This is a genomic window from Butyrivibrio sp., from assembly GCF_015056685.1.
Classification (GTDB): Bacteria; Bacillota; Clostridia; order Lachnospirales; family Lachnospiraceae; genus Butyrivibrio.
In genome coordinates this window covers 42,112-68,522 of record NZ_SVFW01000018.1, presented here as the reverse complement: position 1 = coordinate 68,522, position 26,411 = coordinate 42,112, and the positions used below count along the sequence as shown (strand labels likewise).

The following is a 26,411-nucleotide window of genomic DNA, read 5'->3' as shown; positions in this document are numbered from 1 at the left end:
ATACTATCACCCCTTGAGTTAACAGTTGCAGAGTACATAGCAGGCGGTTTTTCCAATCATGAGATAGCAGAAAAGACAAATTATTCCTATGGCTATATAAAGCGCGTAGTATCCGGCATCCTGGAAAAAACCGAAATGAGCAACAGGTCAGATATAAGGCATTTCCTCAAAACGAGGGAGTGATAAAAAATAGTAAGTCACACAGAGACGGCAACGGAGTATTGTCAGTGAAATTAAATCTTTTGAATATCCATGAGATAAAACAGATCTATGAGACAAGGATGGTCATAGATTTCCCAAAGGCAGAGCTCAAACCTCTAAAAAACATAATCGAGGCAGTAAATTCTGGGATATATGAATGCCTTGGATTATTTGAGGGCGGAGCGTGCATTGGCTATACATTTCTCATAAAACAGGGCGAAAGCTTCCTGATCGATTACATAGCCATCTACCCGGATAAAAGAAATAACGGAGCCGGAAGTCAGTTGCTACGGCTGTTAAATGAGCACTTGGCTGATGCTAAAGTTGTGATCCTGGAAGTTGAGGATCCTGAATATGCCAAAAACCCTGAGGAAAAAGACTTGCAGACAAGGCGCCTAGGCTTCTATATGAGAAACGAATGTATTGATACAGGGCTTCGTGTAAGGTGTTTTGGTGTTCCGTTTATAATCTTATCACTGGGAAAAGAAAATGGTGGCGAGCCGGATTTTCTTTGGAAATTGTACAACTCCTATTATACGGCAGTACTGCCTAAGGAGATGTATGAGAAAAATATTGAAAGAATATGATTGAAAAATCAGAGAAGAAAGCTCTTCTTAGAGAGTATGCACGACTTGATAGATTATAATGGCAACGCTCTACTTTTCTTTCACATTAAAATCAGCGTTTGAAGAGATTGCTTTGGTATAGCATAGATCAAAGCTCTTTTCTCCATCAATGAAATTATTATTCCATATAAAACTGCTATTTTCATTTTGCACATATACGTTGTATTTAACGGTTCCGTCAGAAAGTAGCTGAAGGTCCTTAATGTAGTAGAATACATAGGTTTCGATTGAATCGGAGTTCTTGTGCCAGGTGTCTTTATACACAAAGACCAGGCGGTTGCCGTCACCCTCTTTAGCTGTAAGAAGATAGCTGGCGCATAACTCAGGGGTGTCTGCAGTCAATCCGTTTATTGTACTGATGTCGATTCCTTTTTGAGCAGCGTCCATGGCAAGATTTTGCATTTCATCAAATTGATCATCCGGTATTTCTGAAAAATCGGACACATAGGTTATTGATGCAGCTTTACTTTCCTCAAAAGAAGCCGAATCTTCCTGATTTTTCTGCTCCTCTTTGGAATTGATAATATAGGCAGCAACGATAACAAAGATGACGATCAGAAGAGTAAAACAGGCTATGAGCCTGGATTTTTTCGCATCTTTTCTTATTTTATCCTGATGCTCGAACTTTTCTCTTTGCATCTGGAGTTCGATGCGGCTTTTATCCATTGCAGCATCTTCTTCATCATAATCAATCGCAAAGGTTGTCTGACAGTAGCGGCATTTCATCAGTCCTTCTCCTGCAGCTTCTACGTCAGAACCCATACAATTTGGGCATTTTATTTCATTTAATTTCATTGCTTGATTCCCCACATTCCCAACATTTTCAATCCTTTAAAAGATCTAATGTATCAGATCCAATCATAATCTCCGCCGGTCACAGCTAAAGATAGAAGTGCATCCATGCGCTCAACTTCTTCTTTTCCCTCAACAACCTGCAAAAGCTTGGCTGTTTCTTTTACAACTGGCATTTCATCATCAGGACCTATTTCCATGTCGGGCTCTTTACCACAGTATGGGCAAACGATACTTGGGCCAACCTTTGTTGATAAGAATCTATTAGCACATTCGCTGCATTCATAGAATCCAGCAATTGTAGTTCCTTCTGGTACGTAATACATATTTTCCTCCTATATTTGAAAAGAATGCTTTTTCCTGAATGAGTATACCACAAATAGGGGCGCCAACAACTTGCAAAAGTTTAAATATAGTAAATGTTTTTGTATTGCCATTTTGATGAGAAAATCACCATAAAAATGTATATAATAAATACTGTTGATTGAAAATGACTACATTTTTAGGGGAATAAAGATGAAAAAAGGAAAGATGGGAAAAGTATTGAGCTGCGTTATTAGCGTGGCGTTGTTGATGGCGGGATGTTCTAATGCCGGTGAGCCCACAGGTAAACAGAGCAGCACATTAGAAGAATCGGCACAAATGCTAAGTAGTGAAGAAGAGAATTCTTCTATTGATACTTCTGAAAACACTGAATCCGAAACAGACTGGAAAACGGCAATCAAAGATCTTCCAGAAGATTTTATATTAGGAATGGATGCATCTTCTGTTCTTGTAGAGGAAAACAGTGGTGTGAAATACTACGGATTTGACGGTCAGGAGCAGGATGTATTCAAGACTTTGTCGGAAGCGGGGATAAATTATATTCGTTTGCGCGTGTGGAATGATCCATATGATTCAGACGGTAATGGCTACGGGGGAGGTAACAATGATGTTCCTACAGCCATTGAACTTGGAAAAAGAGCTACCAAATACGGAATGAAGGTTTGTATTGATTTCCACTATTCAGATTTCTGGGCAGATCCCAAAAGGCAGCATGCTCCTAAAGCGTGGGAGGGCATGGAACTTGAGGAAAAAAGCGAGGCACTCTATGACTTTACTAAAGAATCCTTAAGTCAGATGCTTGATGCTGGTGTCGATGTAGGAATGGTTCAAGTTGGAAATGAGATAAATTATGGAATGTCCGGAGAAACCAAACTGGAAAATGTCATTACTCTTCTTAAATCCGGAAGTAAGGCGGTCAGGGAAGTTTCTAAAGAATATGATAATGACATTAGCATAGTCATCCACTACACGAGAATAACAGATAAAGCAGATGTCCTTGATCTTGTGTCCAAGCTTGTTGATAATGACCTTGATTTTGACATGATTGGAATGTCTTATTATCCATTTTGGGATGGAAGTATGGAAAATATGAGCCGCGTACTGGAATTGATACAGGAGAGATATGGAAAGAAGGCTTTTTTGGCTGAAACATCATATGCTTATACAACAGAAGATGGAGATGGATTCGGAAATAGTTTTGATTCAAATGATGCAGTAGAGGGCTATGAAGTATCTGTTGATGGACAAGCATCTATTTTGTACGATATCTGTAAGCATGTAAATGAAGCTGGAGCCGCAGGAATATTCTACTGGGAAGGCACTTGGATTCCGGTAGGTCCTGCTTCTTTTGACAATTCGTCAATCTGGGAAAAATATGGCAGTGGCTGGGCTAGCAGCTTTGCTTCAGACTATGATCCTGAAGATGCTGGAAAATACTATGGAGGTTGTTCATGGGATAATCAGGCCATGTTTGATTTTGAAGGAAATCCGCTTGAATCACTGAAAGTGTTTAAGTATATGAGAGAATGATCAAGGTGAGAATGACAGTCAGCAGATGTGTAACGAATAGGAGGAATATATGGAAAATTTCAAGTTTTACGCACCAACCGAGGTGATTTTTGGAAAAGATGTAGAAAAGCAGACCGGTGAAACTGCATGTAAATATGGAAAGAAAGCACTTCTTGTATATGGCAAAGGAAGCGTTATAAAGAGCGGACTTCTTGGCAAAGTAGAAAAGTCTTTGGCCGATGCCGGTGTTGAATACAAAGAATTTGGAGGCGCTAAGCCCAATCCTACATTGGCACATGCAAAAGATGGCATAAAAGAGGCATTATCTTTTGGCGCAGATATGATAATCGGCGTAGGCGGCGGAAGTGCCATAGATACGGCAAAGGCAATTGCACATGGAACTGCCAATTCCGATCAGGATTTGTGGTCATTATGGACAAGGAAGGTTCCACTTACCAAGTCTCTTCCGGTGGGCGCTGTCCTTACAATTGCAGCTGCGGGCAGCGAAATGAGCGATTCTGCAGTTTTGACCAATGAAGAGCTGGGTAAGAAAGCGGGCATCAACACTGATTTCAACAGATGCAGGTTTGCAATCGTAAATCCTGCCCTTGGAATGACTCTTCCAAAAAACCAGCTGTCAGCCGGCGTAACAGATATAATGATGCACACAATGGAGAGATACTTTATTCCGGATATTCAGTGTGATATGACAGACGAGATCGCTGAGGGACTTCTACGCACAGTTATTAAGAATGGTAAGAAAATAGTGGAAGATCCGTCTGACTATAATGCTATGTGTGAAGTTTTCTGGGCATCAAGCCTTTCTCATAACAATCTTACGGAATGCGGAAGAGGAAAGGATTTTTCTGTTCATAAGCTGGGACATGCCCTTTCTGCCCGCTATGATGTGACACACGGTGATTCCCTTTCTGCAGTATGGGGGTCCTGGGCAAAAGAGCTGTATAAGGGTGCAGTGCCTCGTTTTGCAAGATTTGCCGAAAAGGTTTGGGGAATCTGTGAAAGCGACGAAGAAAAGGCAGCTCTTTTAGGCATAGAAAAAACAGTAGATTTCTTTAAGAGCATTGGAATGCCTGTAAGTTTGAAGGACCTTGGAATAGATCCTTCCGATGCAGATCTGGAGGCTTTATCCCTTGACGCAACCATGCAGGGAACAGTTAAGCTTTCAAGAATAAGGCCACTTGATGCAAACGATGTTAAAAAAATCTACGAAGCCGCTAGGGAATGATCATACGGAAAAAAATAAAAGGCAACTTATGTGCCCGATTATGAAATCTTTCGTATAAAGTATTGTGATTCATATAGTGAATAATTACTGAGGGGGGAAATTATGGATAACAATGTAAAAATGGTTCCAGCGATCTGTACACAGTGTGGCGGAACAGTTGAGGTTGACAAGACGAAAGAGGAAGCAAAGTGCCCTTTTTGCGGGACTTCTTTTGTGATTGAAAAGGCCATAAACAATTACAATGTGAAATATGCAACTATTGAGCACGCTGATAATGTGAATATCGATGTTACCGGAGCTGTCAAGGAAGTTCTTGATTTTGCGGGCACTCAGATGAGTGAGTCCAGAAAGGTAAGATCGGAGCAGAGAAAGATAGATTCTGAGCTGCACAGCAAGAATACCATTGCATTTTTTAAGCTCTACGGCTTTATGTTCGCCGGAATGCTTGTTTTTGGACTTATTGCATTTATTATAATGCAGTTTACCTGAATACAGTTACGAGTAATGTAATTTTTGAGAGCATTTTCCCTTAATTTATCACGCCATTAAAAAACACTGCCACAGGTCCAATGTAGTTTTCTTTTCCGGAAAGTGAGGTGTATAGGATCCTGTTTTCGTTGTAGGACGGATCATACTCACTGCAATAGGAAATGAGCTTTTGGCGCAGTTTACTATCTGCAAATAGTGGTCCCGAAAGGATTATCCTGTTTGGGGCTATTATTGAGCAGGTATTTACTATACTTCTGGCAAAAAGATCTATGGAATAGTCTCGCTTTTCTTTGCTTTCGATTTTTGAAAAAGCTTCGGCGGATAGAAGAGTTTCAAGGCATCCTCTTTTGCCGCAGCTGCATTTTTTGCCGTTTTTTTCTACGATCACATGGCCAAGCTCGGCTGTTTTTCCGTGACGACCTTCATAAACCTTGTTGTCGATTACAATCGTGCTGCCGATTCCAGGCCCCCACTTGATCACCAGAAGAGAATCAAAGGTTTTACCGTAGCCGTAGATTATTTCTGCTGTTGCAAGGGCATCTACGTTGTTCTCCACAAGAACCGGGAGATTAAAGGCTTTTTCAAAAACAGATTTTAGCTCAATCTCATGCTCCCAGATTCCATAGGCGTGGACAGAGGAACCTCTCTTTTTATCTACTATTCCTGGAATACCGATACTTACGCATTTTATTAAAGCTCTCTTACCAGTGGTGAGCTCCTCTACAAGGCTGCCCGCTTTTTTTATGACATCTCCAAGGAATATTTCGGGGTCAGCTTTTTTATCTGTGTCAAAAGAGCTGATAAGAGCGCCATTATCCAGAATATTTCCCTTTACATCACAAATGGCAACTGTTGTGAGCTCAGACTCAATATTTATAGCCAGTACATAGCCATAGTTCTGGTTAAGATCCAAAAGAACCTTTTTCCTGCCTGCTGTTCCCTGGCTTTCGCTTATAGAGCCAAGTTCAATTAGAGCGCCCTCGGATATAAGGCCTGTTGTGATCTGAGTCACAGAAGCAGCAGTAAGGCCGGTTATCCTGGCAATATCTTTCCTTGATATGGGGCCGTTGTTATTTATGCATTTAAGTATCAGGGAGCGGTTTTCTATTTTTACCCGCTCCATATTTATTCCGACTTTTCTCATTAGTACCTTTCAATGCTTATGTTCAGCATATGTGCCAGTATTTCAAGTTCTGTTGCAACATCTCCATATATTACTACGTAATGAGGCTCCCATCCACCTTCAACTGTCGAATATATTATTTTTTCTGCCAAAGAGTCAGTTTTTACTACAAGAGAAGTCCCTAGAAACTGTTTTGGTTTATCAAGAGCTTCTCCTGTTGCTAAAAAGAATCTGAAAGCCCCTTCAGGAGTTCTTCCAATCCTGAAGATTGTTACTTTCTCCGATGGCTTGCAGCCAAATTCAAGGGTAGGACCGATGTGCCTGTTGCAGTGCTCACCTACAACAGCGCCTGTATCTTCTCTTGCCAGACTGCAGGCTGCAGTGCCACAGTGCCAAAAAGAGATTGTATTTTCTTTTTCATCTAAGGAGACAGGATCGCCAAAAAAAGTAGCGTTTTGCGTAAGCTGCATTCCAAGGTACATGGAAAGAGCGCCATAGGTGTCTGCTTCGCAGCTGCTTGCTATACCAAGGTCATTTAACATAGCAAGTACAGCGCATACAGGAGTGCCAAAGCTTGTGAAGAAATCAGGCCAGCAACGGGATGCCAGAGCCCCGATCTTATTAGCAGTTACATATTCTTTGTAAGCCTTGTAGAGTCTTGCAAAGTCTTTGGCATTTTTTTCAGGCGTCTTATCAAGGCCAACCATGCGCTTTTTAGCATCTTCCAGAAATGGAAGGCATTCCTCATCGGAATAGCTTTTTGCCTTATCAATCAGTTCTCTTGCCTCTATAGATTCAAGATGAACACCAAAGGTCTCAAGAAGTTCAAGGTCTAAGGCTCTTCCGAAGCCAAATCCCTGAGGCGTGTGGCCGATTGCAGCGATCTTGAGATTTCTCATATCAAATAAAAGCTTGGCAGCTCTTACGGTTGCGCTTATCTTTTCTTCCACCTTTTTTTCAGATGGAGCACCAAAGATGTACTCAAATGGCTCTTTTTTGAAGGCTTTGATGGCTCCTGCAGCGGAGTAGGCCCCTGTCAGCGAGTTCAGGCGAAGCCTTCCTCCATCAATCACGGGCTCTCTTAGTGTCCACAAAAGAAGAGGGACACTGCGAAAATGATGCATGACTTCTGAGGCGTAGGCAGCATTGGCAAAGGTTACATTCTGAAGAACAATAAGGTCCGGATCTATTTCTTCAAGAAAAGCCTTCAATTTGTCTATAGAAAGAAGCATCTCGGAAGGAACTTTTACATTGTCGCAAAAACCTCTTAAAAGATCAGCGGATTCTTCAAAAAGCTTCCCCGCGCTTTCAAGGTGAAAAGTAGGAACTCCTACCGGAATATATGCTACTTGAAATTCTTTCATAATGGTTATTTCTCCTTAGAAAATTACTTAAAAAACAGTGATATACCTGAGATGAGTAGTAAAACATAGGTCAGCTTTACGAAAAAGCTCTGGGACATTTTTTTATAAAGAACTGATCCTGCAAACATTCCTCCCAGCAAAAATGGAACAGATATAAAGCTGGACCTGACAACATCAGGGGTAAAAGAGCCACTATAAATATGACTCAAAAAAATGATTCCGTTCAGGAAAATCCAGGTGGTTGATATAGTTGCTCTAAAAGAGCTCTTTTCAGGGACCTTTTTTGTCATATATGCGATCAGAAGCGGACCTCCGCAAACATACATGCCATGCACTATTCCGGCAGCTAATAAAAGCAGATTGAGAACAGGTTCGCTAAGGCTTTTTTCTGGAGCTTTTCTGAAAATCTTTACAAGTCCCGAGAGAGCAATAGTGACAACTATTAGGCCTAAAATCCAGTAAAGAAGGCGTGTATTTGATAACAATAGTTTTTTTATAAAAAGACCTGCTATCACTGTTACGCCCATCACCAGCACAACCTTTTTCAGAACTTTTTTGTTGATATATTCCCTGTTACCTATAAAGACATAGATACCGGAAAGAAGCCCCAAAAGGTTCAGAACCGGCACAGCAGTCCCCATGCCCACAAGGCGAAGGGACGCAGGCATTGCAAGAATAGTACCTGCAAAGCCTGTGATTCCCTGAATTATATTGGATAGTAGTATTACAAGGTAAAAAAGAAATTCATTCATTTTTATTCGCCGCGAACCACCTTAATTGTTGCTGAAAAGTCCTCTTTACCAAGTCCCATTTCAAGAGCCTTGTCATAAACTCTTGCTGCATTTTCTTCGCCGGGCATACTAAATCCGCATTCTTTTGCAAGATTAAGGCAGATATGCACGTCTTTATGTTCATTTTCAATGGAAAAAGCAGTTGTAAAATCTTCTTTTTCCAGGACTTCTTTTTTGGAATCCAGATACCAGTTACCGGCGCCGCCATAGGAGATTGCTTCTGCGTAGGCAGGGATGTCGATGCCGTTTTTCTTTGCCAGAGTCATGGTCTCATTTACACCATTTTGAATCTGGGATACAAGGGCATTGTGACAGATCTTCATTACAAGTCCTTTGCCGTTATCGCCCATTCTTATGACGTTTTCGCCCATATATAAGAGGATAGGGCGGATACTTTCATAGACTTCCTGACTTCCGCCTACGTATATGCCAAGCTTTCCTGCGATAGCTGCGGGTTTACTTTTTACAACCGGAGCATCAGCAAATTCAGCGCCTGTCTCCTTAACCTTTTTTGATATCTCCACAGATACTGAAGGGTCGATGGTTGACATGTCTATGCATGTCTGGCCTTTTTTTAGAACAGGAAGTATCTCGTCATAAACGGCTTTTGAATGCTCTGATTTTGGAACCATAGTGATAAAAACGCTGACATTTTCAGCAACTTCTTTGGAACTGCTGCATGGAACTGCACCAAGAGCAGCAAGTTTATCAACTTTTTCTTTTACATAATCAAATACATATACCTTGTCATCATGCTTTTTAATAATGTTCTCGCACATGGATTCACCCATTATGCCAAGACCAACAAATCCAATTTTCATTTTGCATCTCCTTGAAAAAGAAATTTCACATTAGTTTCCTGCAGTTTTATCCCAGGCATCCTGGAAGGTTTCTATTCCCTGACGAGTGTATGCGTGGTGCATGGAATCTTTATATACAGCAAGACCTGCTGTAACTATGTCAGCACCTGCTACAGCGCAGTCAACAAACTGCTTTGGAGTACGGACAGCAGCACAGATGATCTGCGTCTTACCATAGAAGCCATAGTTTTTATAAATATCAACGATATCTTTGATGTACTGCTTGCAGTCTTCACCATTTTGTTCTTTCCAGCCTATGAAAGGAGAAACGAATAAGGAGCCGTTCTTGGCCGGAAGAATTGCCTGGGCAGGAGAGAAGATAAGTGTCACATTAGTTCTTACACCTTCTCTTTCAAGCCTTCTTGCGGCAGTTACACCCTCTTCGGTAGCTGGAATTTTGATTACAAAGTTTGTGCAGATTGCAGCGATCTTTTTTGCCTCTGAAACCATTTCATCTGCATTATCAATGTGTGGGTTGATCTCAACGGAAACCGGGAATTTTTCATAGCCCTCAAGGCCTTCTTCCTTTATCCAGTTTGCGATATCTGTGATCGCTGTAAGGAAGGGCTTTCCGGAAGCTTGAATGTGTCTTGGATTGGTAGTTACGCCATCTATGCCAAAAGTGTTATAAGCCTCCCTGATTTCATCCATTTTTGCACTGTCTAAAAAGTATTTCATTATAAACTTCCTCCTAATTTTTCATCAGTACGTGTACTGATTGCATTCTCAACATTCCAAAGTTTGTCAAATTTATAGCCTGTAACTTTCTCGCAAACCGCGATTTCTTCTGCAGAAGCTGTGCTTTTATCCTGGCCTTTTCTCCTTTCTATTTCCCTGCAGATGATCTCATATTCTTTTTTGGTGATAGGGAATATGATTGCCAGGAAAAGAGTGATAAGAAGCAGCAGAAGCTGAGCAAAAACATAGATATATGCTATACCGCGCTGAGTCGAAGCAGCCTGACGCATTCCTGCGCTTGCAAGGTTCTCATCATAACCAACCATAGCGAGTAAGATTCCAATGACTGCTGATGAAAGACCTGCTGCAATCTTTCTTGTAAAGGTGGCCATTCCCGAGCATATACCCGGCCTGTTTATAGATGTAATAAGCTCATCGACTTCAACAAGATCGTTTAAAAGAGCGTAAATACTGATCGAAGTTCCGGCCATAGCGATACCTATAACAAAGGAAAGAGCAAGGATTACGGTGAAAGGGGCCCCTTCATAAGAGAAGAAGAGCATAGCAAAAGATGCCAGCATTCTCACAGGTGTACCAAACAGAATCGGAGCTTTCTTGGATGTCTTGGACATTACAGGTCCAAATAGGATCATGCCAAGAAACTGGGAAATAAGGATAACTCCCATGAGCTTTGTGAAATTGCCGCCACCGTAAGCGTTAAGAACATCATCGATGTAATAAACAGCAAGACCTGTAACAAAATCAGCTGCGGCCTGTCCAAAAATGAAAATAAGAACAAAGATTTTGAATGATCTGCTTCTAAATACAGTAAAGGACTGAGAAAATGTGGCAGCAAAGCTGACTTTTCGGATTTTCTTTTGCCTCTCCCATGTGCCTGCAAAGGTTATCAGAATGGCAACAAGGAAGATCACAGCAAATATCAGTGCAACTGTGAGGTACTCAGAAGCATCAGTATTGTCTTTTATCATAAGAGTTGGTACAAGTCCTGCGATAATAGCACCGAGAGAAGAGAATATCATTCTTGTTCCGGAATACTTGGATCTTAGTGTGTAATCCGAGATCATATCCGGTAAAAGACCATTATAAGGAACCATAACGATCGTAAATCCGGTAGAGAACAGCATGTACATAAGTACATAGAAAATATACTGGCCTGCAATGCTTCCGCCAGCTAAAAAAGGAACCCACATCACTATGAAAGTGATGGCAGAAATAATACTTCCTACAAGGATCCAGAATCTCTTTGCTCCAAATTTGGACTGAGTTCTGTCGGCAATATTGCCCATCATAGGATCAGTGACAGCATCCCAGATCTTGCCTATCAGAGGGATAGTGCCAACCAGCGCCGGCGGCATTCCCAGGGCCTTAGTAAGAAATACTGTGAAAAAGGTGCTGATAACAACAAAAGCACCGCCGCCATAAATATCAGCAAAACCGTAGCAGATTCTTGAAAGTAGTTTTTCGCTTTTATCTTTTCCCATATTTACCCCCGTTTGTGTAATTACAAGTTGTCAGTTACTTCAATAAGCTTCTCAAATAGTTCTGCATTTTTTCTCACAAATACAGGCGGCATCCCGACCTTCCCTTCGATTTCATAATTTCCGCCTTTGTATTCTTTTTTTGTAAATAGATGGATCCAGGTATCATCCGGTAAATAAACTTCCCTTGATACCGCCTTTTCTTTGAGCACAGGAGCAACTAGAATATCCCGCCCCAACAGGTATTCTGTTTTCTCTGTGTAGGCATCTTTTTCATCATAGTGGTAAAAGAGAGGCCGCATTACAGGGAGTGACCTGGTTGCATTTTCTTTCACGCACTCTTTGATGTAAAAAACTAATCTCTCATGAAGCCGTGATGAACGTGAAAGCTGCTCTAAAAGCTCGTCATCCCCATCAAACTGAACATTTCTTGAAGGCTGATTTCCCTCATGGCTTCTAAAAAGAGGTGAAAATACATTCATTTCTTCCCAACGAAGAAGCAGTTCTTTTGACCTGGTCATATGCATTATTGTTGTGTAACCGCCAACATCTGAATGAGTAAGACCATAGCCGCTCATAGCAAGAGACAGCGTTGCAGGAATAACAGATGCTATTCCATCGTCTACAGACCAGTCCACATGCTGATCTCCGGTCCACATCATGGCCGAAGAGCTGATGGTTCCTGTGTGTCCTGCCCTGGTAAAAAAGAACACGTCATCTGATACGCCACATTCTTCAATGGCTTCTTTATTCATCTGAGCCCAGATAGCAGGCCATCTGTTGTGGAGTATTTGCGGGTCTTCGCCACTATAAAGCACGCAGTCAAGTGGCAGATATTCCCCAAAATCAGCCATCCAACCGCCCATGCCAAGACCGATCATGTTTTCCTTTATCAGGGATTTGTACCAGTCATAGGCCTTGGGATTAGTGAAGTCCACCATAGCTGCGGGGAAGGTTGTGATAGTAACGAGGTAGTCACTGCCATCTTTTGCTTTGACGCAAAAGCCTTCCTTTGAAGCAGTTTTGTAAAGCTCACCCTCCAGTGCTATAAAAGGATTTATGTAGCCAAGAAAGCGAATTCCCCTTTGTTTCCATTCTTTTATCTTGATATCAAGGTTGTGGTAGAGGTCTTTATCCCACTGCCAGTTCCACATTACCTGATAACCAAAGCCTGTCCGCCTGCAGCCACACCAGTCCTGGGACCAGATGCCGCAGATCTTTCCGCCTTTTTCTTCGACTTTTTTTATCTTTTCATCGATTTTCTCAGTGCCTTCCTGTATTGCCAGGATTGCTCCCTTGTAGACCCAGGATGGGAGAGTGCGCTGGTGGCCTAAAAGCTCTGACAGCTTACCTGATAGCTCCTCAAAGCTTTGAGCCTTGTAGTAGTAGATAACAGGAGCTTCCTGCGTGTATAGCGTTATATGATCTTTTTTTCTGAAGTCGAATTCCGAATATGCGCTTACGTCAACATGTAAGAAGTACTTGTCACTTGATACAAAGGTTGGCTGTGCATAGTAGGATTCATATTTGTTAAAAGACAAGGTCTTTTCCGGATGTTTTCCGAAGAGTTTTTCTTTGATGATCTTTTTACCGATGCGATTTGCATTTTGATGCTCTGCCACAAAGATTCGGACCTTTTCCCCTTTAAGGTCGAATTTGGAATACGTCTCCCCGCAACCATAAATGTGCTCGCCTTCATTACTTTTAAGCGTGATCCAGTACCTGTTGAATTTCCCTGTGTCACCATGGAAAGAAAGCTTTGTGATGCCGTTATCCAAAGTGGTGATCTGAGCTTTAACAGTAATGTCTGAATGAGCCGCTTGGAATTTAATGGTAGTCAAATTCTCAGAGGTATCTGATGAAACATGGTCTAACTTAATCTTCTGATCGATATGCTGCCTGTATTTAAAGCTGCCGCGACTCATTTTGAAATCATTTGTGCCGCTCCCCACCTGCAGCTCAAGCTGTTCAAAACTTTTTTGATTAATGGATATCACTCCCTTCATGTCAATTAATTAAACGCTTTAATTAATTATAAATTATACAAGCTGCCTACTGTGATATCAAGAGGTCGCATCAATTTTTGTTTTCAAACAGCCATTCTAGAAAGGAATCATCTGCCATCACGGCAAGATCAGACTGGTGATACCCGGTAAGAGCACCACACTTAAGCATTTCTTCATTGGAAAAAGTTGTGAGATATACATTTTCTGAGCCCATTGCTTTTAGGGTAGAGTAAGCAGATTTGCTGACAGTCACGGGAATTACATTGTCATTTTCAGCATGGGCAAACCACAGAGGAATATCTTTTATCTTAGAAAGATCCGATGTTGAATCTTTTGAGTAGGTCAGAGCAGGGCACATACATATGGCGCCGGCGATATCTTCAGGGTAAGCTTCCAGAAACTCAATTGTTGCAAGCCCTCCAAAGGAATTGCCTAAAACATAGATTCTGTCAGGATCGACTTTTCCGTCAGATATGAGTTTATCCGAGATTTCTTTTAACTTAGAATACATACTATCCCTGTTTGACTTGGCAAGGAATATATTGTCTTCAATAGCGGGCGCAATCAGATAACATGGCCTCAGTGCCTGGCTTTCCTCACTTGTTATCGTAGTTACGATCTTTGTGTTTTGGGCAATCTCATTTTCTCCATATCCATGAAAAACGATGACAAGAGGCTTATCTGTGCCATCTTCCGGGGTGAAGAGGTGATAGTCAAAAGAAATATCTCCTTCAGCTTTTTTTGTCTCAAAGCCGGAACAGGCAGCATCTTCTTTAGAAGCAGCTGCACTTTGCGCGCACCCTCCCAGTAGCAGTGATATTAAAAGCGAAATGTATAGATTTTTCAGAATACCTTTTCTCATACTGATAATCTCCCCGAAATTAATTTTAGCATGTGTAGATATCATTTCATAGTGAGCTAATGATTATAGAACAGCCAAAAAATTAACTCAAAATTTATCTTTATTTTAGACATTTATTATCAATAAAATACTTTTCTTTTATATGATTTATTTATAGAAAAAAATGGGACAAAGGAGAAATTCTTTTGTATATATTCCCTGAAGATATAAAAAAATCATATGAGAGTCTTAAAGTCCCGATGATCATTATTGAACCTTTAGCAAGTGGCGATTATGAGCTGCTTGCTATTTCTGATGGTTTTCTTGATTTTCATAGTTTATCAAGAGATTATTTGAAACGTTTTCATAATAAATGGGATAATGAGATCTTTTTTGAGAGGATTCATCCTGAAGAGAAGGATAAACTTCGCGCTATAAGTATGGATTTTCTTGAAAAGAAAACAGACTATGACATTACCTTTAGGATCAGAATGGATGATGGCTATCATCTCATGCATTCAATCGGCTATTGGCAAACCATGGAAGATGGGACAGATCTTGCATTTTTGGTTTACCATGATGTTCAAAAACATAAGGATATGTTTGTGGAAATAGCAAATAAGTATAAGCTGTTTCAAAGCGATGAATTTTACGTCGATGCCTTAACTAATCTTCCAAATATAAATTATGTCAATAAAAATGGTGACAATAAAATACGGGAAATCGTTGCCAGGGGCAAAAATCCGGTTGTTATTTACCTGGATATAGACTCCATGCAATCCTACAACAGGAGATATGAATTAAAAAGAGGCGATGATCTGTTGGTCCTTGTTGCTAACATCCTTACAGCAGAGTTTCCGCATGGAATAGTTGCACGTATTTTCTCAGACCATTTTACCGTTATTGATGAATATTTGAGCGATGAAGAAATAGTTAAAAAGATTGAAAGTGTCAATTCAGAGGTCAAATCAAGAGCCTTTGGAATAACAACGGGATTAAACGTAGGAATATATGTAGGCAACAAGAACGATTCACTAAAAGAATGCATTGACCACAGTGTAAGAGCCAACAAACTCGTTGGCGAGGATTTAAATAAGTACTATAGATTCTACACCGAAGAAGACGATTCTTTATACAATCATCAGAGATATATAATCGAAAACTTTTATACAGCGATGGACAACAACTGGATAAAGGTCTTTTACCAGTGTTTCATGCGCATAGAAACCGGCAAAGGAATGGGATTTGAGGCGCTTGCTCGCTGGATTGATCCTGAGATAGGGATGATAAATCCTGATGATTTCATATCTGCTCTTGAAAAGTATCATCTTATGCACGAGATGGACCTTTATATGTTTGAAGCAGTGTGTAAAGAGATCAAGATCCGTTACGATGAGGGACTTCCTCTTTTACCGGTCTCCATCAATTTCTCCAGACAGGATTTTGATTATATTGATGTTATTGAAGAGATCAACAAGATCTATGATAAGTACGATATTAGTCAGTACGGCATAGATAAGAGTTATTTTATCATCGAGATAACAGAGCAGGGGCTTTCTAAAGCAACAGATAAATTCCACGAACAGCTTAAAAAGATCCGTGAAAATGGCTATAAATTGTGGGTAGACGACTTTGGAAGCGGCTATTCATCCCTTAATGTATTCAGTTGTTTTGATATTGATCTTATCAAATTTGATATGAGTCTTCTGATAAATCTTGATGCGCATAATGGTGTTAACAGAGTCATTTTAAAGGGAATGATAGATATTGCACATAAGCTGGGAATCCATACGCTTTGTGAAGGAATGGAAACAGAGGAGCAAAAGAATTTCCTGTTAAACGCAGGATGCGAGCTGGGACAAGGCTTCTTTTATCATAGGCCGGAGAGCCTTGATACCATTTTAGAGAGGCTTCATAAAGATATTCCTATTCCAAAGTGGGAATCAGAAAAAGAGAGACAGGCGCAAGATAATAATTGGTAGTTAATTTATTTTTAATAAAATGATAAACGCAATATGGTATAATAAATGGAGAATTCTAATTCTGTTGAGGCCTTAGCGGCTGGAGGAATCAAATGGCAGGAATACTTATTGTGGATGACTCGCCTGTTAACCGGAATTTATTGAGAAACATGCTCGAAATAGAAGGCTACGAAGTTGTCGGTGAAGCAGAAAACGGCAAAGAAGGGTATGACAAATTCCTTGATTTATCACCATCAATAACCATTTTGGACATTTCCATGCCTCAGCTTAACGGCATAGATTTGCTAAGGCTTATCAAAGGCCGGGACCCTTTGGCAAAAGTTATAATGCTCTCCGCAAATTCCGAGAGCGAAAAAGTCAGGGAAGCAGCCCAGCACGGAGCTGATGAATATGTTACTAAACCCTATACCAAGACTGCCGTTCTTGAAGCCATAAAAAGATGTGTAGACAGTGCCAATTCGTGATGAATTGGCACTTTATTTTAACTCACTCGTTTCATATGTGATCTTGCAAAGAGCACTGATGTCTTTGGATTCCCAGTTCATGGCAATCCTCTCCGTGACAATTTCCAAATCAGATGAAACTGCTTTTAATAGAAGGATCATCACCTGATTGCTTCCATATCTTGTTATAACATCACTTTGTCTTAACGACATCTGAACAACTTCAACGAAAGCATTTGCTGCTTCCTCCTGATCCACATCCTTTTTTGTCGGAATAACAGAGTAGAGTATTACATGAATGGTATTGTGATAGTTGCCCACTACTCTCGACAGAAAATGATATATCTTTTTAAAATCCGATGTAGGAAGATTAAATGCTCCTTTTCCCGGGGATCTTTCAGCCATAAGAGTCATTGCATATTTAAGCGCAGTCGCCTCATCTGCCTCATCGCCTGATGACGCTTTTTCCTCCCTGTAGACCTTATAGCCATGTTTACCGTTTTGCTTAACAGAATATAATGCTTTATCTGCTTTTTTATAAAGAGTTACAAAATCAGCTCCTTCATCAGGCGCAAATGCACAGCCGATTGACGCCCCAAGAGGAATATTCATGCTTTGTCCCATCAGTTCTTTTGCGGAAAGAAGAACCTGTTCATTTATGTATGCAGCCTTATCGGCTATAACGTCCTCATCAAGGACTGATTTACAAAAAACCACAAATTCATCCCCGCCAATTCTTCCCGCAATATCCGTTGCTCTTATGGATGAGCGGATTATTTCCGCAAATCGGATAAGTACTTTATCTCCCATAGCATGGCCATATATATCGTTGACAGGTTTAAAGCTGTCAAGATCAATCATCATCAAAGCTCCGGGAGTAGTTTTGACCAAGATGTCTATTTCTTCCTGAGATGATGCCTTATTGAGAAGGCCGGTCATTGCGTCTGTGGTGGCAGCCTTCTGAAGTCCCTGTATCTGCTCAACATTTTGAAGAATATTAAATACACGCTTTAGCAAAACATCAGCTCTGAAGGGCTTTCTGATAAAGTCAAGCGCACCGATGGCAAATCCTTTGCTTTCAGCCTCATCGTCCTTATCAGCTGTCATAAACATAAACGGGATTTGTTTTCCATATATATCCTGAAGTTTTTTCTGAAGCTCAAATCCGTCAATTTCAGGCATTCTAAGATCAGAAAGAACCAAATTCGGCCTTTCTGTTTTATATATTTCAATCGCATCCCTTCCATTTGAAGCACAGACTGTGTCATATTCACTGGACAAAATATGCTGTGTCATGCGAAGAGATATCTTTTCATCATCGACTATGAGAATTTTGTGTTTTGCCATAAATATCCTCGACCTCCATATGAAAATTTTATCAGAACAAAATAAAAACAATCTATAAAAAGTATATAATTTAACTAAAATAACGCATTTTGTCGTCTGAATTGTGTATAATTATCTTGATTTGTCAAATAATAAATATTCTTTTTATCGAGGATGCAGGAATATGAATATTGAGAAATTAAGAGAATTGGGAGCAAATGTTGATGAAGGTCTGGAAAGATGTATGGGCATGGAAGATTTTTATCTGGAAATGATAGAACTTGGACTTTCAGATGACCGTTTTGAGGCTTTGGGAAAGGCTTTGGAAGAGGGCAATCTTGATGGTGCGTTTGAAGATGCACATGCTTTAAAGGGAGTTGTAGGAAATCTTGCTCTCACTCCTTTGTACGAAACAGTGAGCGAGATAACAGAAAACCTCAGAACAAAAGTACAGACAGATTATGAAGTAATTTATAAAAAAATTCTTTCACAAAGAGAAGCCTTTTTGCAATAAATATTTCGCAATACCGGTAAGGAGACAAACTATGAATGGTGATATCCCAAAAAATGATCAGGCATTAGAGCGATATCTCTCACCTATACATGTTTGGGCGTTGTCCTTTGGGTGTGCTGTGGGCTGGGGAGCCTTCGTCATGCCGGGAACCACGTTCTTACCCATCGCCGGTCCCCTGGGAACAATACTCGGGTTATTTATCGGTGCCCTTCTCATGTTTGTAATCGGTATCAACTACCATTACCTCATGACCAGATATCCGGATGCCGGCGGAACTTTAACTTACACTATAAAGGTCTTTGGATATGATCATGGCTTTATAAGTGCATGGTATCTGATTCTTGTTTATATGGCAATAATGTGGGCAAATGCCTCAGCTCTGGGCCTTATAAGCAAATATCTGATTGGTGATGCCTTTAATCTCGGATTCCATTACCGGATTCTTGATTATGATGTTACCTTAGTAGAAATAGTTCTTTCAATTACAGCTGTTCTTGTAGCTTACGGCATATGCAGTAAGGAAAAAAAACTGGCTGTAAATCTGCAAACTTTTTTGTGCATGGCTCTTATTCTGGGCGTGGCAATCTGTGCCATAGCTGTATTTAGCCTTGGCGAAAGTAAAGAAATTATAACAAGACCCTATTTTGCCCCCAATGGTAATTCCCCGGCAAAACAAATAATAAGCATCGTTATGCTTTCTCCTTGGGCTTATGTAGGCTTTGAGTCAATTTCAAATTCCGCTGCAGGATTTAGCTTCTCTCCCAAAAAAACTTTTCCTATTTTGAGTGTAGCCTTGCTGTCATCGGTATTTTGCTACGCTGCTCTTGCTCTGATCGCATCCTCCGGTATACACGGCAATTATACAGGATGGGTCGACTATATCGCCGATCTGCCAAATATCAAAGGTATTCTTGGCCTTCCGACGTTCCATCTGGCGCATGATGCAATGGGCGATGCAGGCATTATTATTCTTGGAATCGCAGCTTTTGCAGGGGTTATGACCGGGCTCGTAGGAAACCTTATAGCTGCCAGCAGGCTTATATATATAATGGCCAAAGACGGAATAATGCCATCGTGGTTTAGTCGTTTGAATGATAATCATGTACCGCAAAATGCACTATTGGCTCTCACCGGAATATCCGTACTTATTCCATTCCTTGGAAGAACCGCCATCGGTTGGATCGTAGATGTTACTACGTTTGGTGCCATCATAGCATATGCCTATACTTCATCCGCAGCAGCTATCGAAGCCAAATATGAAAACAACGGAAAGGTTATATTTACAGGCATATTGGGCTTCATTATTTCAGTCATAATCTTTTTGTATTTTATGCTGTTTTCTGCCGGCGCCATGTCTACAGAAAGCTATCTGCTCCTCGTAATATGGAGTGTTATCGGATTTATGTATTACCGCTTTGTATTTGAATACGATAACCAAAAAAGATTCGGGCATTCTCCGATTGTCTGGATCACATTTATGTGCATGATTTTCTTTACACTTCTCATATGGGTTAAGAATGCCACCAATGATATCACAAAGGCTGTTGTAAACGGCATAAATGATTATTACCAGAGGCAGGATGCGGAAATGAGCCCCGATGCCATTGACAGAGCCAGCAGCTTCGTAAGCAATATGATGATCAAAGCAGACCTGGCTATTACAAGAAACATCATCATTCAAATGGCTCTGATCTTATTTTCCCTGCTCATAATGGTAAAGCTATACAGCATCATGTATAAACGTGAAAGACAGGCGCAAAAAGAGACCATAAAGGCTCATGAAAGAAGCAAAGCCAAAACAATATTTCTTTCAAATATGTCCCATGACATAAGAACCCCGATGAATGCGATTATCGGGTATATAATTCTTGCCAAGGAAGACAATGTTTCCTATGAGGAATTAAAAGAATATCTGGGTAAAATTGAAGCTTCAAGCCACCATCTGCTTGCACTTATCAATGATGTTCTGGAGATGAGCAGGATTGAGAGCGGAAAGATAGAACTGGAAAAAACACCGCTGAATCTAAAGGCATTTTTTGATGAGATAAGAGATCTTTTTACCACCCAGATGTCCGAAAAGGGAATTAATTATTCGGTCGATACTACACAAATCAGAAATGAATACGTTTATTGCGACAAAAACAGACTAAACAGAATGCTCCTTAATCTGCTGAGCAATGCATATAAGTTTACTCCGACAAACGGGGAAGTTTCTGTGAAGGTAATTCAAACAAATACGTCAGAGCCGGCAAAAGCCTCATATGAAATCAGAGTTAAAGACAGTGGAATAGGAATGTCAGATGAATTTGCCAAAAAGGTATTTGAGGCTTTTGAAAGAGAAAAGGATTCCACTGTAGATACAATTCAGGGTACAGGCCTTGGAATGAGCATAGTAAAGGGCATTGTTGATCTGATGGGAGGCACTATAGAGGTCAATACCAAAAAAGGCTCAGGAACAGAGTTTGTAGTAAATCTGTCATTTTTAATCCAGACAGAAGAAGATATAAAGAAAAATTACGAAGACGAAAAGCAAAAAAATCTTGCCAAGGTCGATTTTACCGGTAAAAGAGTGCTTCTTGTGGACGATATTCAGGTCAACAGAATGATTTCTGCCAAGCTTCTTGAAAAATCCGGTTTTGCCGTGGAAACAGCAGAGAATGGACAGGAAGCAGTTGACAAGGTAAAAGATGCCAAGGCCGGTTACTATGATGTTATCCTCATGGATATTCAGATGCCGGTGATGGACGGCTATGAAGCAAGTGCAGCCATATTAAAGCTGAAGGATAAGGAAAAAGCTTCTGTGCCAATCATTGCTATGACAGCCAATGCCTTTGCAGAAGATAAAAAAAGAGCTCTGGATGCCGGAATGAAAGGGCATATAGCAAAGCCTATTGATATAAAGAATCTCCTTGATACGTTATCAGAAATTTTGTCTTAGGGTAAATAAGATAAAAGGATTAAATTTGAATAAACATTTCAGAAAATCCATTAGTTATTGAAATAATTAATCTATAATAGTTTTGTAGCTATAAAAAATTGCTATCCGGAAATATATGATAGGAGGTACAGAATGAGTATCAAGAATTTAGTAAATTTGGATGATAACAAGTTGCTTGAGATGAATGTAGGTAAGAAATTTGCGCATACTTTTACACGCATATACATATATCTTGGCTTATCTCTCTGCCTGCTTATCATTTCAATCGCAGTTGGTATATTAGGATATCATAAACTTTATAACAACTATTACAATCAAAATACTTATCAGGGACTTCTTCGTATTCACAACCAGAATCTCGGAAAATCTGCCTGGTGGGCGCTTGCTACTCGTGTATCTGAGACAAGACAGGAACAAATAGTAGAGTTCCATGAAACAATGCTTAACAACATGAAAGAAGATCTTACTAATTTAAGATCATATCGTGGCGAGACAGAGCTCATTAAGTCCCTCGACGCAAATATAAAAAATATGGAAGCAACAACCAATAAACTCGCCTCCATGTACGCCGAGGCTGAAGAACTTGAGGACGGAAGCCTTAGTAATGGAGATGAAATATACGCGGTCATGAGAGATGAGCTTCGGCCTGAAGTATTGCAAACAGTGGAAAACACAAGGCAGATGACCTCCAATGTAACTAATGAGGTAACAAGCTCATATGATTTGACAATTGTTATAATGACAATAATGGTTGTTATTAGTATTATCATGGTAATTCTGCTGATCATATTCATGAGAAATGCCCAAAAAACGCTGACAAAATGCGTTGTCATGCCTGTTGACGAGGTTGCGAAGGCTGCAGAACAAATGGCCAGAGGCGATCTTAACGTAGCTATTGATTACCATGCCAATGATGAATTTGATATTCTGGCCAGAGATCTTGAAAACTCAACCCGTGCATCCATGAATATCGTAAATGACATTTCAAATTCGCTTAATGAGATTTCTGAAGGCGATTTCAGTATAGGTACAATTACCCCGAATCTTTATCATGGTAATTTCAGCCCAATCAGCGAGTCCATGAATACCATTACAGACAAGCTTTCTAACACCATGAATGATGTTAAGGCTGCATCTGCAAGAGTTTCAGAGGGTGCCGAGAATATGTCCAGAGGCGCCAATGAATTGGCTGAAGGTGCTACTGATCAGGCTGCAGCTGTCGAGGAGCTTACAGCTTCAGTAAGTACAGTAACCGAACAGACAGAAAAAATGGCTGCGGATTGTGCAAAGGGCGTTCAGATGTCAATTGCGGCCCAGAAGGTAGCAAAAGACGGTGCTGATAAAATGGATCAGGTTACGGAAGCAATGCAGAGAATCACGACTGCTTCCAAGGAAATCCAGGAAGTTGCAAACAGTATTGAAGCTATTTCATCCCAGACCAAGCTTCTTGCTCTCAATGCTTCCATAGAAGCTGCCAGAGCCGGAGATACAGGTAAGGGCTTTGCAGTTGTTGCTCAGGAGATAGGACAACTGGCTCAGCAGTCGAATGACGCTGTACAGCGCACCCACGCACTTGTTAGTTCCGCTCTTGCAGAAATTGACAGCGGTAATGAGATTGTTGCAGAAACACAGATTACATTGCATGAGATAGGTGATTCCGTAAATGAGCTGGCTGAAATGATGAGAACCTCCGGAGACATGGCTCAGCATCAGGCAAGCAATATGAGAGAAATTAATCAGGGTATCGAGCAGATTTCTGAGGTAATTCAAAATAATTCAGCAACTGCCCAGGAATCAAGTGCTGTATCCAGTGAACTTTCTGATCAGTCTAACCAGCTGCATAACCTTATGTCACAGTTCCAGGTAAAACTGGTATAATGGCCCATTGGGGACGGGGTTGATGGTTCATTTTCCAAAGGATGGTATATACGAAAATGGACCGCAAACCCCGTCCCCAAGAGACCACTTGCTTCATAGTTGGAATTCATTCATGTAAATAGCAGAACTTTTATTATGAGTTAGATTCTTTTTGAGTCTAACTCTTTTTTTACAATCTGCACCGCATCATAGTAATTGTCATCTCTGCTGCTGTGGGCACCACAAGCGATGGTTATTTAATTTATTCTTAATAAACTAATTAACGCAATATGGTAAAATTAATACGCGTTCGTACATTGAATATATACTTGTGAGGTGGAAATATATGAGAAAAAACAGCATAGGAATCGTTGGTTCACAGATGGATCTTGGAGCTGTTAGAAAAGGTGTTGATATGGGGCCGCTTGCAATTCGGCACTCAGGGCTGATCCAGAAAATACGTGAAAATGGATATGAGGTTAAGGATTATGGCGATATTTTGCCCATGGTAGCAACGGATGAGGGCAATAGTAACATGCGGTATGAAAAAGAGGTAAATGAGGCTAACCACAGGCTTTTTGAGCAAGTTTTTAAGATTCATGAGAGTGGAGCCTTTCCCATTATTCTTGGTGGGGATCACAGTATAGCTGCAGCCTCTGTCTCGGCCACTGCTCAGCATTATGGTGATATCGGAGTTATATGGGTAGATGCTCATGGTGACTTTAATGATGACAAAATAACTCCCTCTGGAAATATACATGGTATGCCTCTTTCAGCAGTGTGCGGATGCGGACCGGATTCAATAGTCAGCTTTACAGGAACGAGAGTTGATCCTCATAAGATTGCCATTGTAGGTGCAAGGGATTTAGATCCAGAGGAGGTCAAAAAATTAAAGAAAAATGGTGTAAATGTATTTTCTATAAGTGATATTCATCATTTTGGCATTAGAAAGATTATTGAAACAGCTATCGAGATCACGTCGGATGGCACGAAGGGAATTCATTTGAGTTTTGATATGGATGCACTTGACCCGGGGAATGCTCCCGGAGTGGGGACACCTGTAATGAATGGTCTTTCTAACAGAGAGGGATTTACTATTTGCGAGATTCTTTCAGATACTGACAGGCTCCTGGCAATAGATATGGTAGAAACCAATCCTCTTCTTGATAGCAGAAATGCAACAGGAATATTAGCAGCAGAACTAATATTAACCTGTATTGGAAAGACGGACTATCAGCTGTTTGGAATATGATCGTAGGGCAGGTATGTGGCATGAGTACAATTCAATATAAGTATGAAAATCAATTCATAAGACATAGCGCTGCGCGTTATATTTTTCCGCCTATGGTCGGAATGATATTTGCGCAGATTGCACCATTAGTTGATGGAGTATGTGTATCAAATTCAATGGGAGAGGAAGCTCTATCTGCTATCGGAACAGCCGGCCCAATTGGTTATGTTTTCAATATTATTGCGGCTTTGGGAGGAATAGGATGCGGAGTTTTGATTTCAAGATGTTCAGGAAGCGGGGAAAAGGCTAAAGCTGCCCGGATTTTTACACGCACGATACTTATGCTTGTAATTGCTTCTCTCCTTTTGAGCATTGCCGGGATTGTATTTATAGATCCGCTGCTAAAGCTCCTTTGCGCTACACCTGAAAATTATCCATACGCCAAAACTTATATTATGGTGACTTTGGTGGGTGCGGTATTTCTTGTCTTGAACTTTTCTGGAGACTATATTCTTGCAAATGACAATAACCAGAATTTAGCTATGGCTGGTGATATTACAGGTGCTGTAGTAAATATCCTAATTGATTTTGTAGGCGTATATGTATTTCACCGAGGAATAGAAATTGTCGCATTTGGAACTGTATTTGGTTCTGTATGCTGCGTTTTTGTTTATCTTTTACATTTCAGAAAAACTGACAGACTGTGCAGATTTGTTCCAATTAAAAAAATTGAAACGGATCCTAGTGATCTTGAAATAATCAAGCCAGGATGTGCCGAGGCAGTAATGTATCTTATGTTCGCGATTCAGCTTGCAATTCAGAATTTTGCGCTGCGTGAAAGTGCCGGAACAATAGGAATAAGTAACTCAGCTGTAATAGAAAATCTTCAGCTTGTGATCACTATAGTAATCGCCGGTGCAACTGATGCAATATATCCTATGGCAGCGGCTTATGACGGAGAGCAGAATCAAAGTGGAATGCTTATGGTCAAGCGGATGCTGACAAAGTTCGGATTTGCTATGCTGTTCCCGATAGTTGCGATCTTGTGCCTATTCCCACAACTTATGATCATTCCCTATGGCATAGATGATCCGGTCATGTTGGCGTCCCTTCCTATTGCTATTCGCATTATCAGTGTAGGTTCGTTAATAACACTTATAACCATGCTTTTAATTGATTATCTTTCAGCTATTGAGGAGGAAGGAAAGGCAACTTTGGCCTTAATTATTCAGTCAATCGTAACGATAGGCTTTATTTTACTTTTAAATCCATTTTTTGGAATGGATGCACCCTGGTATGCTGCGGTTATTGGCAGTATTGCAGCCCTTATTTATTTAAGCTTTTTCTGTAACAATTTAACCGAAGGAATATATAAATTTCATCAAAAGAATCTGCTTCTTTTGACAGGAGGCAGGTTTGATAAGACCAATGCTGATGACTGGAAGCAAGCTGCGGAAGGCATTCTAACCGGACAAGAGATCGCTATGGTAGAAGATAAACTCTTTACACCATTGATGAAGTCTGTTCCTGCCGGTTTTTTTTTACAGACAAGTTTTACAATCTTGGAGCGTGATGATGGATTAAAGGCGGTAATCCTTCGCTATAAATCTAAAAAGGATTATATTGGTACAAATTCGGATATGCCGGAGCAAGATGAAGATGATGACGATTTTGCACCGAATATTTGTATAAGATCAGAATTTCTTGGGGCACGCAGACTGATGATCATTCTTAGCGGGGAGGAAGAAACAGATAATTCCTGAAGCATGGA

23 protein-coding genes are annotated in these 26,411 nt (G+C 40.5%); 12 read left to right on the top strand and 11 right to left on the bottom strand.

Features of this window, described 5'->3' with window-relative positions; genetic code table 11:
- Together E7303_RS08220 and E7303_RS08215 are read left to right on the top strand one after the other, a co-directional pair.
- Nucleotides 1-183: LuxR C-terminal-related transcriptional regulator (locus tag E7303_RS08220; RefSeq protein ID WP_292144716.1), on the top strand; the 183-nt coding region annotated here is incomplete at its 5' end.
- Nucleotides 180-788 carry a GNAT family N-acetyltransferase gene (locus tag E7303_RS08215; protein WP_292144715.1) on the top strand — a complete coding sequence of 203 codons (609 nt, stop codon included), beginning with the start codon at nt 180-182 and terminating at the stop codon, nt 786-788. The genes E7303_RS08220 and E7303_RS08215, both read left to right, overlap by 4 nt.
- A 69-nt stretch (nt 789-857) precedes the next feature.
- Here E7303_RS08215 and E7303_RS08210 read toward each other — a convergent pair whose 3' ends face one another.
- Nucleotides 858-1,622 (bottom strand): hypothetical protein, encoded by a 765-nt coding sequence (locus E7303_RS08210; RefSeq protein ID WP_292144714.1) that lies wholly within the window; start codon nt 1,620-1,622, stop codon nt 858-860.
- 53 nt (nt 1,623-1,675) lie between these two features.
- Nucleotides 1,676-1,945 carry a hypothetical protein gene (locus tag E7303_RS08205; protein ID WP_292144713.1) on the bottom strand — a complete coding sequence of 90 codons (270 nt, stop codon included), beginning with the start codon at nt 1,943-1,945 and terminating at the stop codon, nt 1,676-1,678.
- 190 nt (nt 1,946-2,135) lie between these two features.
- Here E7303_RS08205 and E7303_RS08200 point away from each other — a divergent pair, with 190 nt between their 5' ends.
- The 3 genes from E7303_RS08200 to E7303_RS08190 all read left to right on the top strand — a co-directional run bounded on the left by E7303_RS08200 (nt 2,136) and on the right by E7303_RS08190 (nt 5,187).
- On the top strand, nt 2,136-3,473 hold the full coding sequence (locus E7303_RS08200) for a glycoside hydrolase family 53 protein (RefSeq protein ID WP_292144711.1): 1,338 nt from the start codon (nt 2,136-2,138) through the stop codon (nt 3,471-3,473).
- Between the two features lie 49 nt (nt 3,474-3,522).
- Entirely contained in the window at nt 3,523-4,698 is a 1,176-nt protein-coding gene (locus E7303_RS08195) for an iron-containing alcohol dehydrogenase (RefSeq protein ID WP_292144710.1), read from the top strand.
- Between the two features lie 102 nt (nt 4,699-4,800).
- A complete protein-coding gene (locus E7303_RS08190; protein WP_292144709.1) occupies nt 4,801-5,187 on the top strand; it encodes a hypothetical protein in 387 nt (128 codons plus the stop codon).
- Nucleotides 5,188-5,227: 40 nt separating this feature from the next.
- Here the strand turns inward: E7303_RS08190 and E7303_RS08185 are convergent, their stop codons facing one another.
- The 8 genes from E7303_RS08185 to E7303_RS08150 all read right to left on the bottom strand — a co-directional run bounded on the left by E7303_RS08185 (nt 5,228) and on the right by E7303_RS08150 (nt 14,370).
- Entirely contained in the window at nt 5,228-6,331 is a 1,104-nt protein-coding gene (locus tag E7303_RS08185) for an ROK family transcriptional regulator (protein WP_292144708.1), read from the bottom strand.
- Nucleotides 6,331-7,674 (bottom strand): fucose isomerase, encoded by a 1,344-nt coding sequence (locus E7303_RS08180; RefSeq protein WP_292144706.1) that lies wholly within the window; start codon nt 7,672-7,674, stop codon nt 6,331-6,333. Before E7303_RS08180 ends, E7303_RS08185 begins: the two co-directional genes overlap by 1 nt.
- 23 nt (nt 7,675-7,697) lie before the next feature.
- On the bottom strand, nt 7,698-8,426 hold the full coding sequence (locus tag E7303_RS08175; RefSeq protein WP_292144704.1) for a sulfite exporter TauE/SafE family protein: 729 nt from the start codon (nt 8,424-8,426) through the stop codon (nt 7,698-7,700).
- A 2-nt stretch (nt 8,427-8,428) separates the two neighbouring features.
- On the bottom strand, nt 8,429-9,286 hold the full coding sequence (locus tag E7303_RS08170; RefSeq protein WP_292144703.1) for an NAD(P)-dependent oxidoreductase: 858 nt from the start codon (nt 9,284-9,286) through the stop codon (nt 8,429-8,431).
- A 30-nt stretch (nt 9,287-9,316) separates the two neighbouring features.
- Complete coding sequence (locus tag E7303_RS08165; protein WP_292144702.1) at nt 9,317-10,003, bottom strand: transaldolase family protein; 687 nt, start codon at nt 10,001-10,003, stop codon at nt 9,317-9,319.
- Entirely contained in the window at nt 10,003-11,505 is a 1,503-nt protein-coding gene (locus E7303_RS08160) for an MFS transporter (protein WP_292144701.1), read from the bottom strand. The genes E7303_RS08165 and E7303_RS08160 overlap by 1 nt, the downstream gene beginning before the upstream one ends.
- 20 nt (nt 11,506-11,525) lie before the next feature.
- The gene (locus E7303_RS08155; RefSeq protein WP_292144699.1) at nt 11,526-13,508 is read right to left on the bottom strand and encodes an alpha-glucosidase; all 1,983 of its coding nucleotides are present in this window, start codon (nt 13,506-13,508) and stop codon (nt 11,526-11,528) included.
- Between the two features lie 70 nt (nt 13,509-13,578).
- Entirely contained in the window at nt 13,579-14,370 is a 792-nt protein-coding gene (locus E7303_RS08150) for a serine aminopeptidase domain-containing protein (RefSeq protein WP_292144698.1), read from the bottom strand.
- 185 nt (nt 14,371-14,555) lie between these two features.
- Between E7303_RS08150 and E7303_RS08145 the strand changes: the two genes are divergently transcribed.
- Together E7303_RS08145 and E7303_RS08140 are read left to right on the top strand one after the other, a co-directional pair.
- On the top strand, nt 14,556-16,331 hold the full coding sequence (locus E7303_RS08145; protein ID WP_292144697.1) for a sensor domain-containing phosphodiesterase: 1,776 nt from the start codon (nt 14,556-14,558) through the stop codon (nt 16,329-16,331).
- A gap of 92 nt (nt 16,332-16,423) precedes the next feature.
- Nucleotides 16,424-16,795, top strand: coding sequence for a response regulator (locus E7303_RS08140; protein ID WP_292144696.1), 372 nt, complete (start codon nt 16,424-16,426; stop codon nt 16,793-16,795).
- A 12-nt stretch (nt 16,796-16,807) separates the two neighbouring features.
- Here E7303_RS08140 and E7303_RS08135 read toward each other — a convergent pair whose 3' ends face one another.
- Nucleotides 16,808-18,121, bottom strand: a complete 1,314-nt coding sequence (locus tag E7303_RS08135; RefSeq protein ID WP_292144695.1) for a GGDEF domain-containing response regulator — start codon at nt 18,119-18,121, stop codon at nt 16,808-16,810.
- A gap of 163 nt (nt 18,122-18,284) precedes the next feature.
- Between E7303_RS08135 and E7303_RS08130 the strand changes: the two genes are divergently transcribed.
- From E7303_RS08130 to E7303_RS08110, 5 genes are all read left to right on the top strand, one after another.
- Nucleotides 18,285-18,614 (top strand): Hpt domain-containing protein, encoded by a 330-nt coding sequence (locus E7303_RS08130; RefSeq protein WP_074891351.1) that lies wholly within the window; start codon nt 18,285-18,287, stop codon nt 18,612-18,614.
- A gap of 31 nt (nt 18,615-18,645) precedes the next feature.
- Nucleotides 18,646-21,552 (top strand): ATP-binding response regulator, encoded by a 2,907-nt coding sequence (locus E7303_RS08125; protein ID WP_292144694.1) that lies wholly within the window; start codon nt 18,646-18,648, stop codon nt 21,550-21,552.
- Nucleotides 21,553-21,684: 132 nt separating this feature from the next.
- Complete coding sequence (locus E7303_RS08120) at nt 21,685-23,430, top strand: methyl-accepting chemotaxis protein (RefSeq protein ID WP_292144693.1); 1,746 nt, start codon at nt 21,685-21,687, stop codon at nt 23,428-23,430.
- 325 nt (nt 23,431-23,755) lie between these two features.
- The gene (rocF, locus tag E7303_RS08115) at nt 23,756-24,661 is read left to right on the top strand and encodes an arginase (protein WP_292144692.1); all 906 of its coding nucleotides are present in this window, start codon (nt 23,756-23,758) and stop codon (nt 24,659-24,661) included.
- Between the two features lie 20 nt (nt 24,662-24,681).
- On the top strand, nt 24,682-26,403 hold the full coding sequence (locus E7303_RS08110; protein ID WP_292144691.1) for an MATE family efflux transporter: 1,722 nt from the start codon (nt 24,682-24,684) through the stop codon (nt 26,401-26,403).
- The last annotated feature ends 8 nt before the right edge of the window (nt 26,404-26,411 follow it).

What these genes read in the sequence shown, in the direction of transcription:
- E7303_RS08165 (WP_292144702.1), bottom strand. Translation starts at nt 10,003, where the DNA reads ATGAAATACTTTTTAGACAGTGCAAAAATGGATGAAATCAGGGAGGCT.
- rocF (WP_292144692.1), top strand. Translation starts at nt 23,756, where the DNA reads ATGAGAAAAAACAGCATAGGAATCGTTGGTTCACAGATGGATCTTGGA.
- E7303_RS08110 (WP_292144691.1), top strand. Translation starts at nt 24,682, where the DNA reads ATGAGTACAATTCAATATAAGTATGAAAATCAATTCATAAGACATAGC.
- E7303_RS08135 (WP_292144695.1), bottom strand. Translation starts at nt 18,121, where the DNA reads ATGGCAAAACACAAAATTCTCATAGTCGATGATGAAAAGATATCTCTT.
- E7303_RS08120 (WP_292144693.1), top strand. Translation starts at nt 21,685, where the DNA reads ATGAGTATCAAGAATTTAGTAAATTTGGATGATAACAAGTTGCTTGAG.
- E7303_RS08190 (WP_292144709.1), top strand. Translation starts at nt 4,801, where the DNA reads ATGGATAACAATGTAAAAATGGTTCCAGCGATCTGTACACAGTGTGGC.
- E7303_RS08205 (WP_292144713.1), bottom strand. Translation starts at nt 1,945, where the DNA reads ATGTATTACGTACCAGAAGGAACTACAATTGCTGGATTCTATGAATGC.
- E7303_RS08155 (WP_292144699.1), bottom strand. Translation starts at nt 13,508, where the DNA reads ATGAAGGGAGTGATATCCATTAATCAAAAAAGTTTTGAACAGCTTGAG.
- E7303_RS08125 (WP_292144694.1), top strand. Translation starts at nt 18,646, where the DNA reads ATGAATGGTGATATCCCAAAAAATGATCAGGCATTAGAGCGATATCTC.
- E7303_RS08150 (WP_292144698.1), bottom strand. Translation starts at nt 14,370, where the DNA reads ATGAGAAAAGGTATTCTGAAAAATCTATACATTTCGCTTTTAATATCA.
- E7303_RS08195 (WP_292144710.1), top strand. Translation starts at nt 3,523, where the DNA reads ATGGAAAATTTCAAGTTTTACGCACCAACCGAGGTGATTTTTGGAAAA.
- E7303_RS08180 (WP_292144706.1), bottom strand. Translation starts at nt 7,674, where the DNA reads ATGAAAGAATTTCAAGTAGCATATATTCCGGTAGGAGTTCCTACTTTT.
- E7303_RS08210 (WP_292144714.1), bottom strand. Translation starts at nt 1,622, where the DNA reads ATGAAATTAAATGAAATAAAATGCCCAAATTGTATGGGTTCTGACGTA.
- E7303_RS08200 (WP_292144711.1), top strand. Translation starts at nt 2,136, where the DNA reads ATGAAAAAAGGAAAGATGGGAAAAGTATTGAGCTGCGTTATTAGCGTG.
- E7303_RS08160 (WP_292144701.1), bottom strand. Translation starts at nt 11,505, where the DNA reads ATGGGAAAAGATAAAAGCGAAAAACTACTTTCAAGAATCTGCTACGGT.
- E7303_RS08185 (WP_292144708.1), bottom strand. Translation starts at nt 6,331, where the DNA reads ATGAGAAAAGTCGGAATAAATATGGAGCGGGTAAAAATAGAAAACCGC.
- E7303_RS08130 (WP_074891351.1), top strand. Translation starts at nt 18,285, where the DNA reads ATGAATATTGAGAAATTAAGAGAATTGGGAGCAAATGTTGATGAAGGT.
- E7303_RS08175 (WP_292144704.1), bottom strand. Translation starts at nt 8,426, where the DNA reads ATGAATGAATTTCTTTTTTACCTTGTAATACTACTATCCAATATAATT.
- E7303_RS08170 (WP_292144703.1), bottom strand. Translation starts at nt 9,286, where the DNA reads ATGAAAATTGGATTTGTTGGTCTTGGCATAATGGGTGAATCCATGTGC.
- E7303_RS08140 (WP_292144696.1), top strand. Translation starts at nt 16,424, where the DNA reads ATGGCAGGAATACTTATTGTGGATGACTCGCCTGTTAACCGGAATTTA.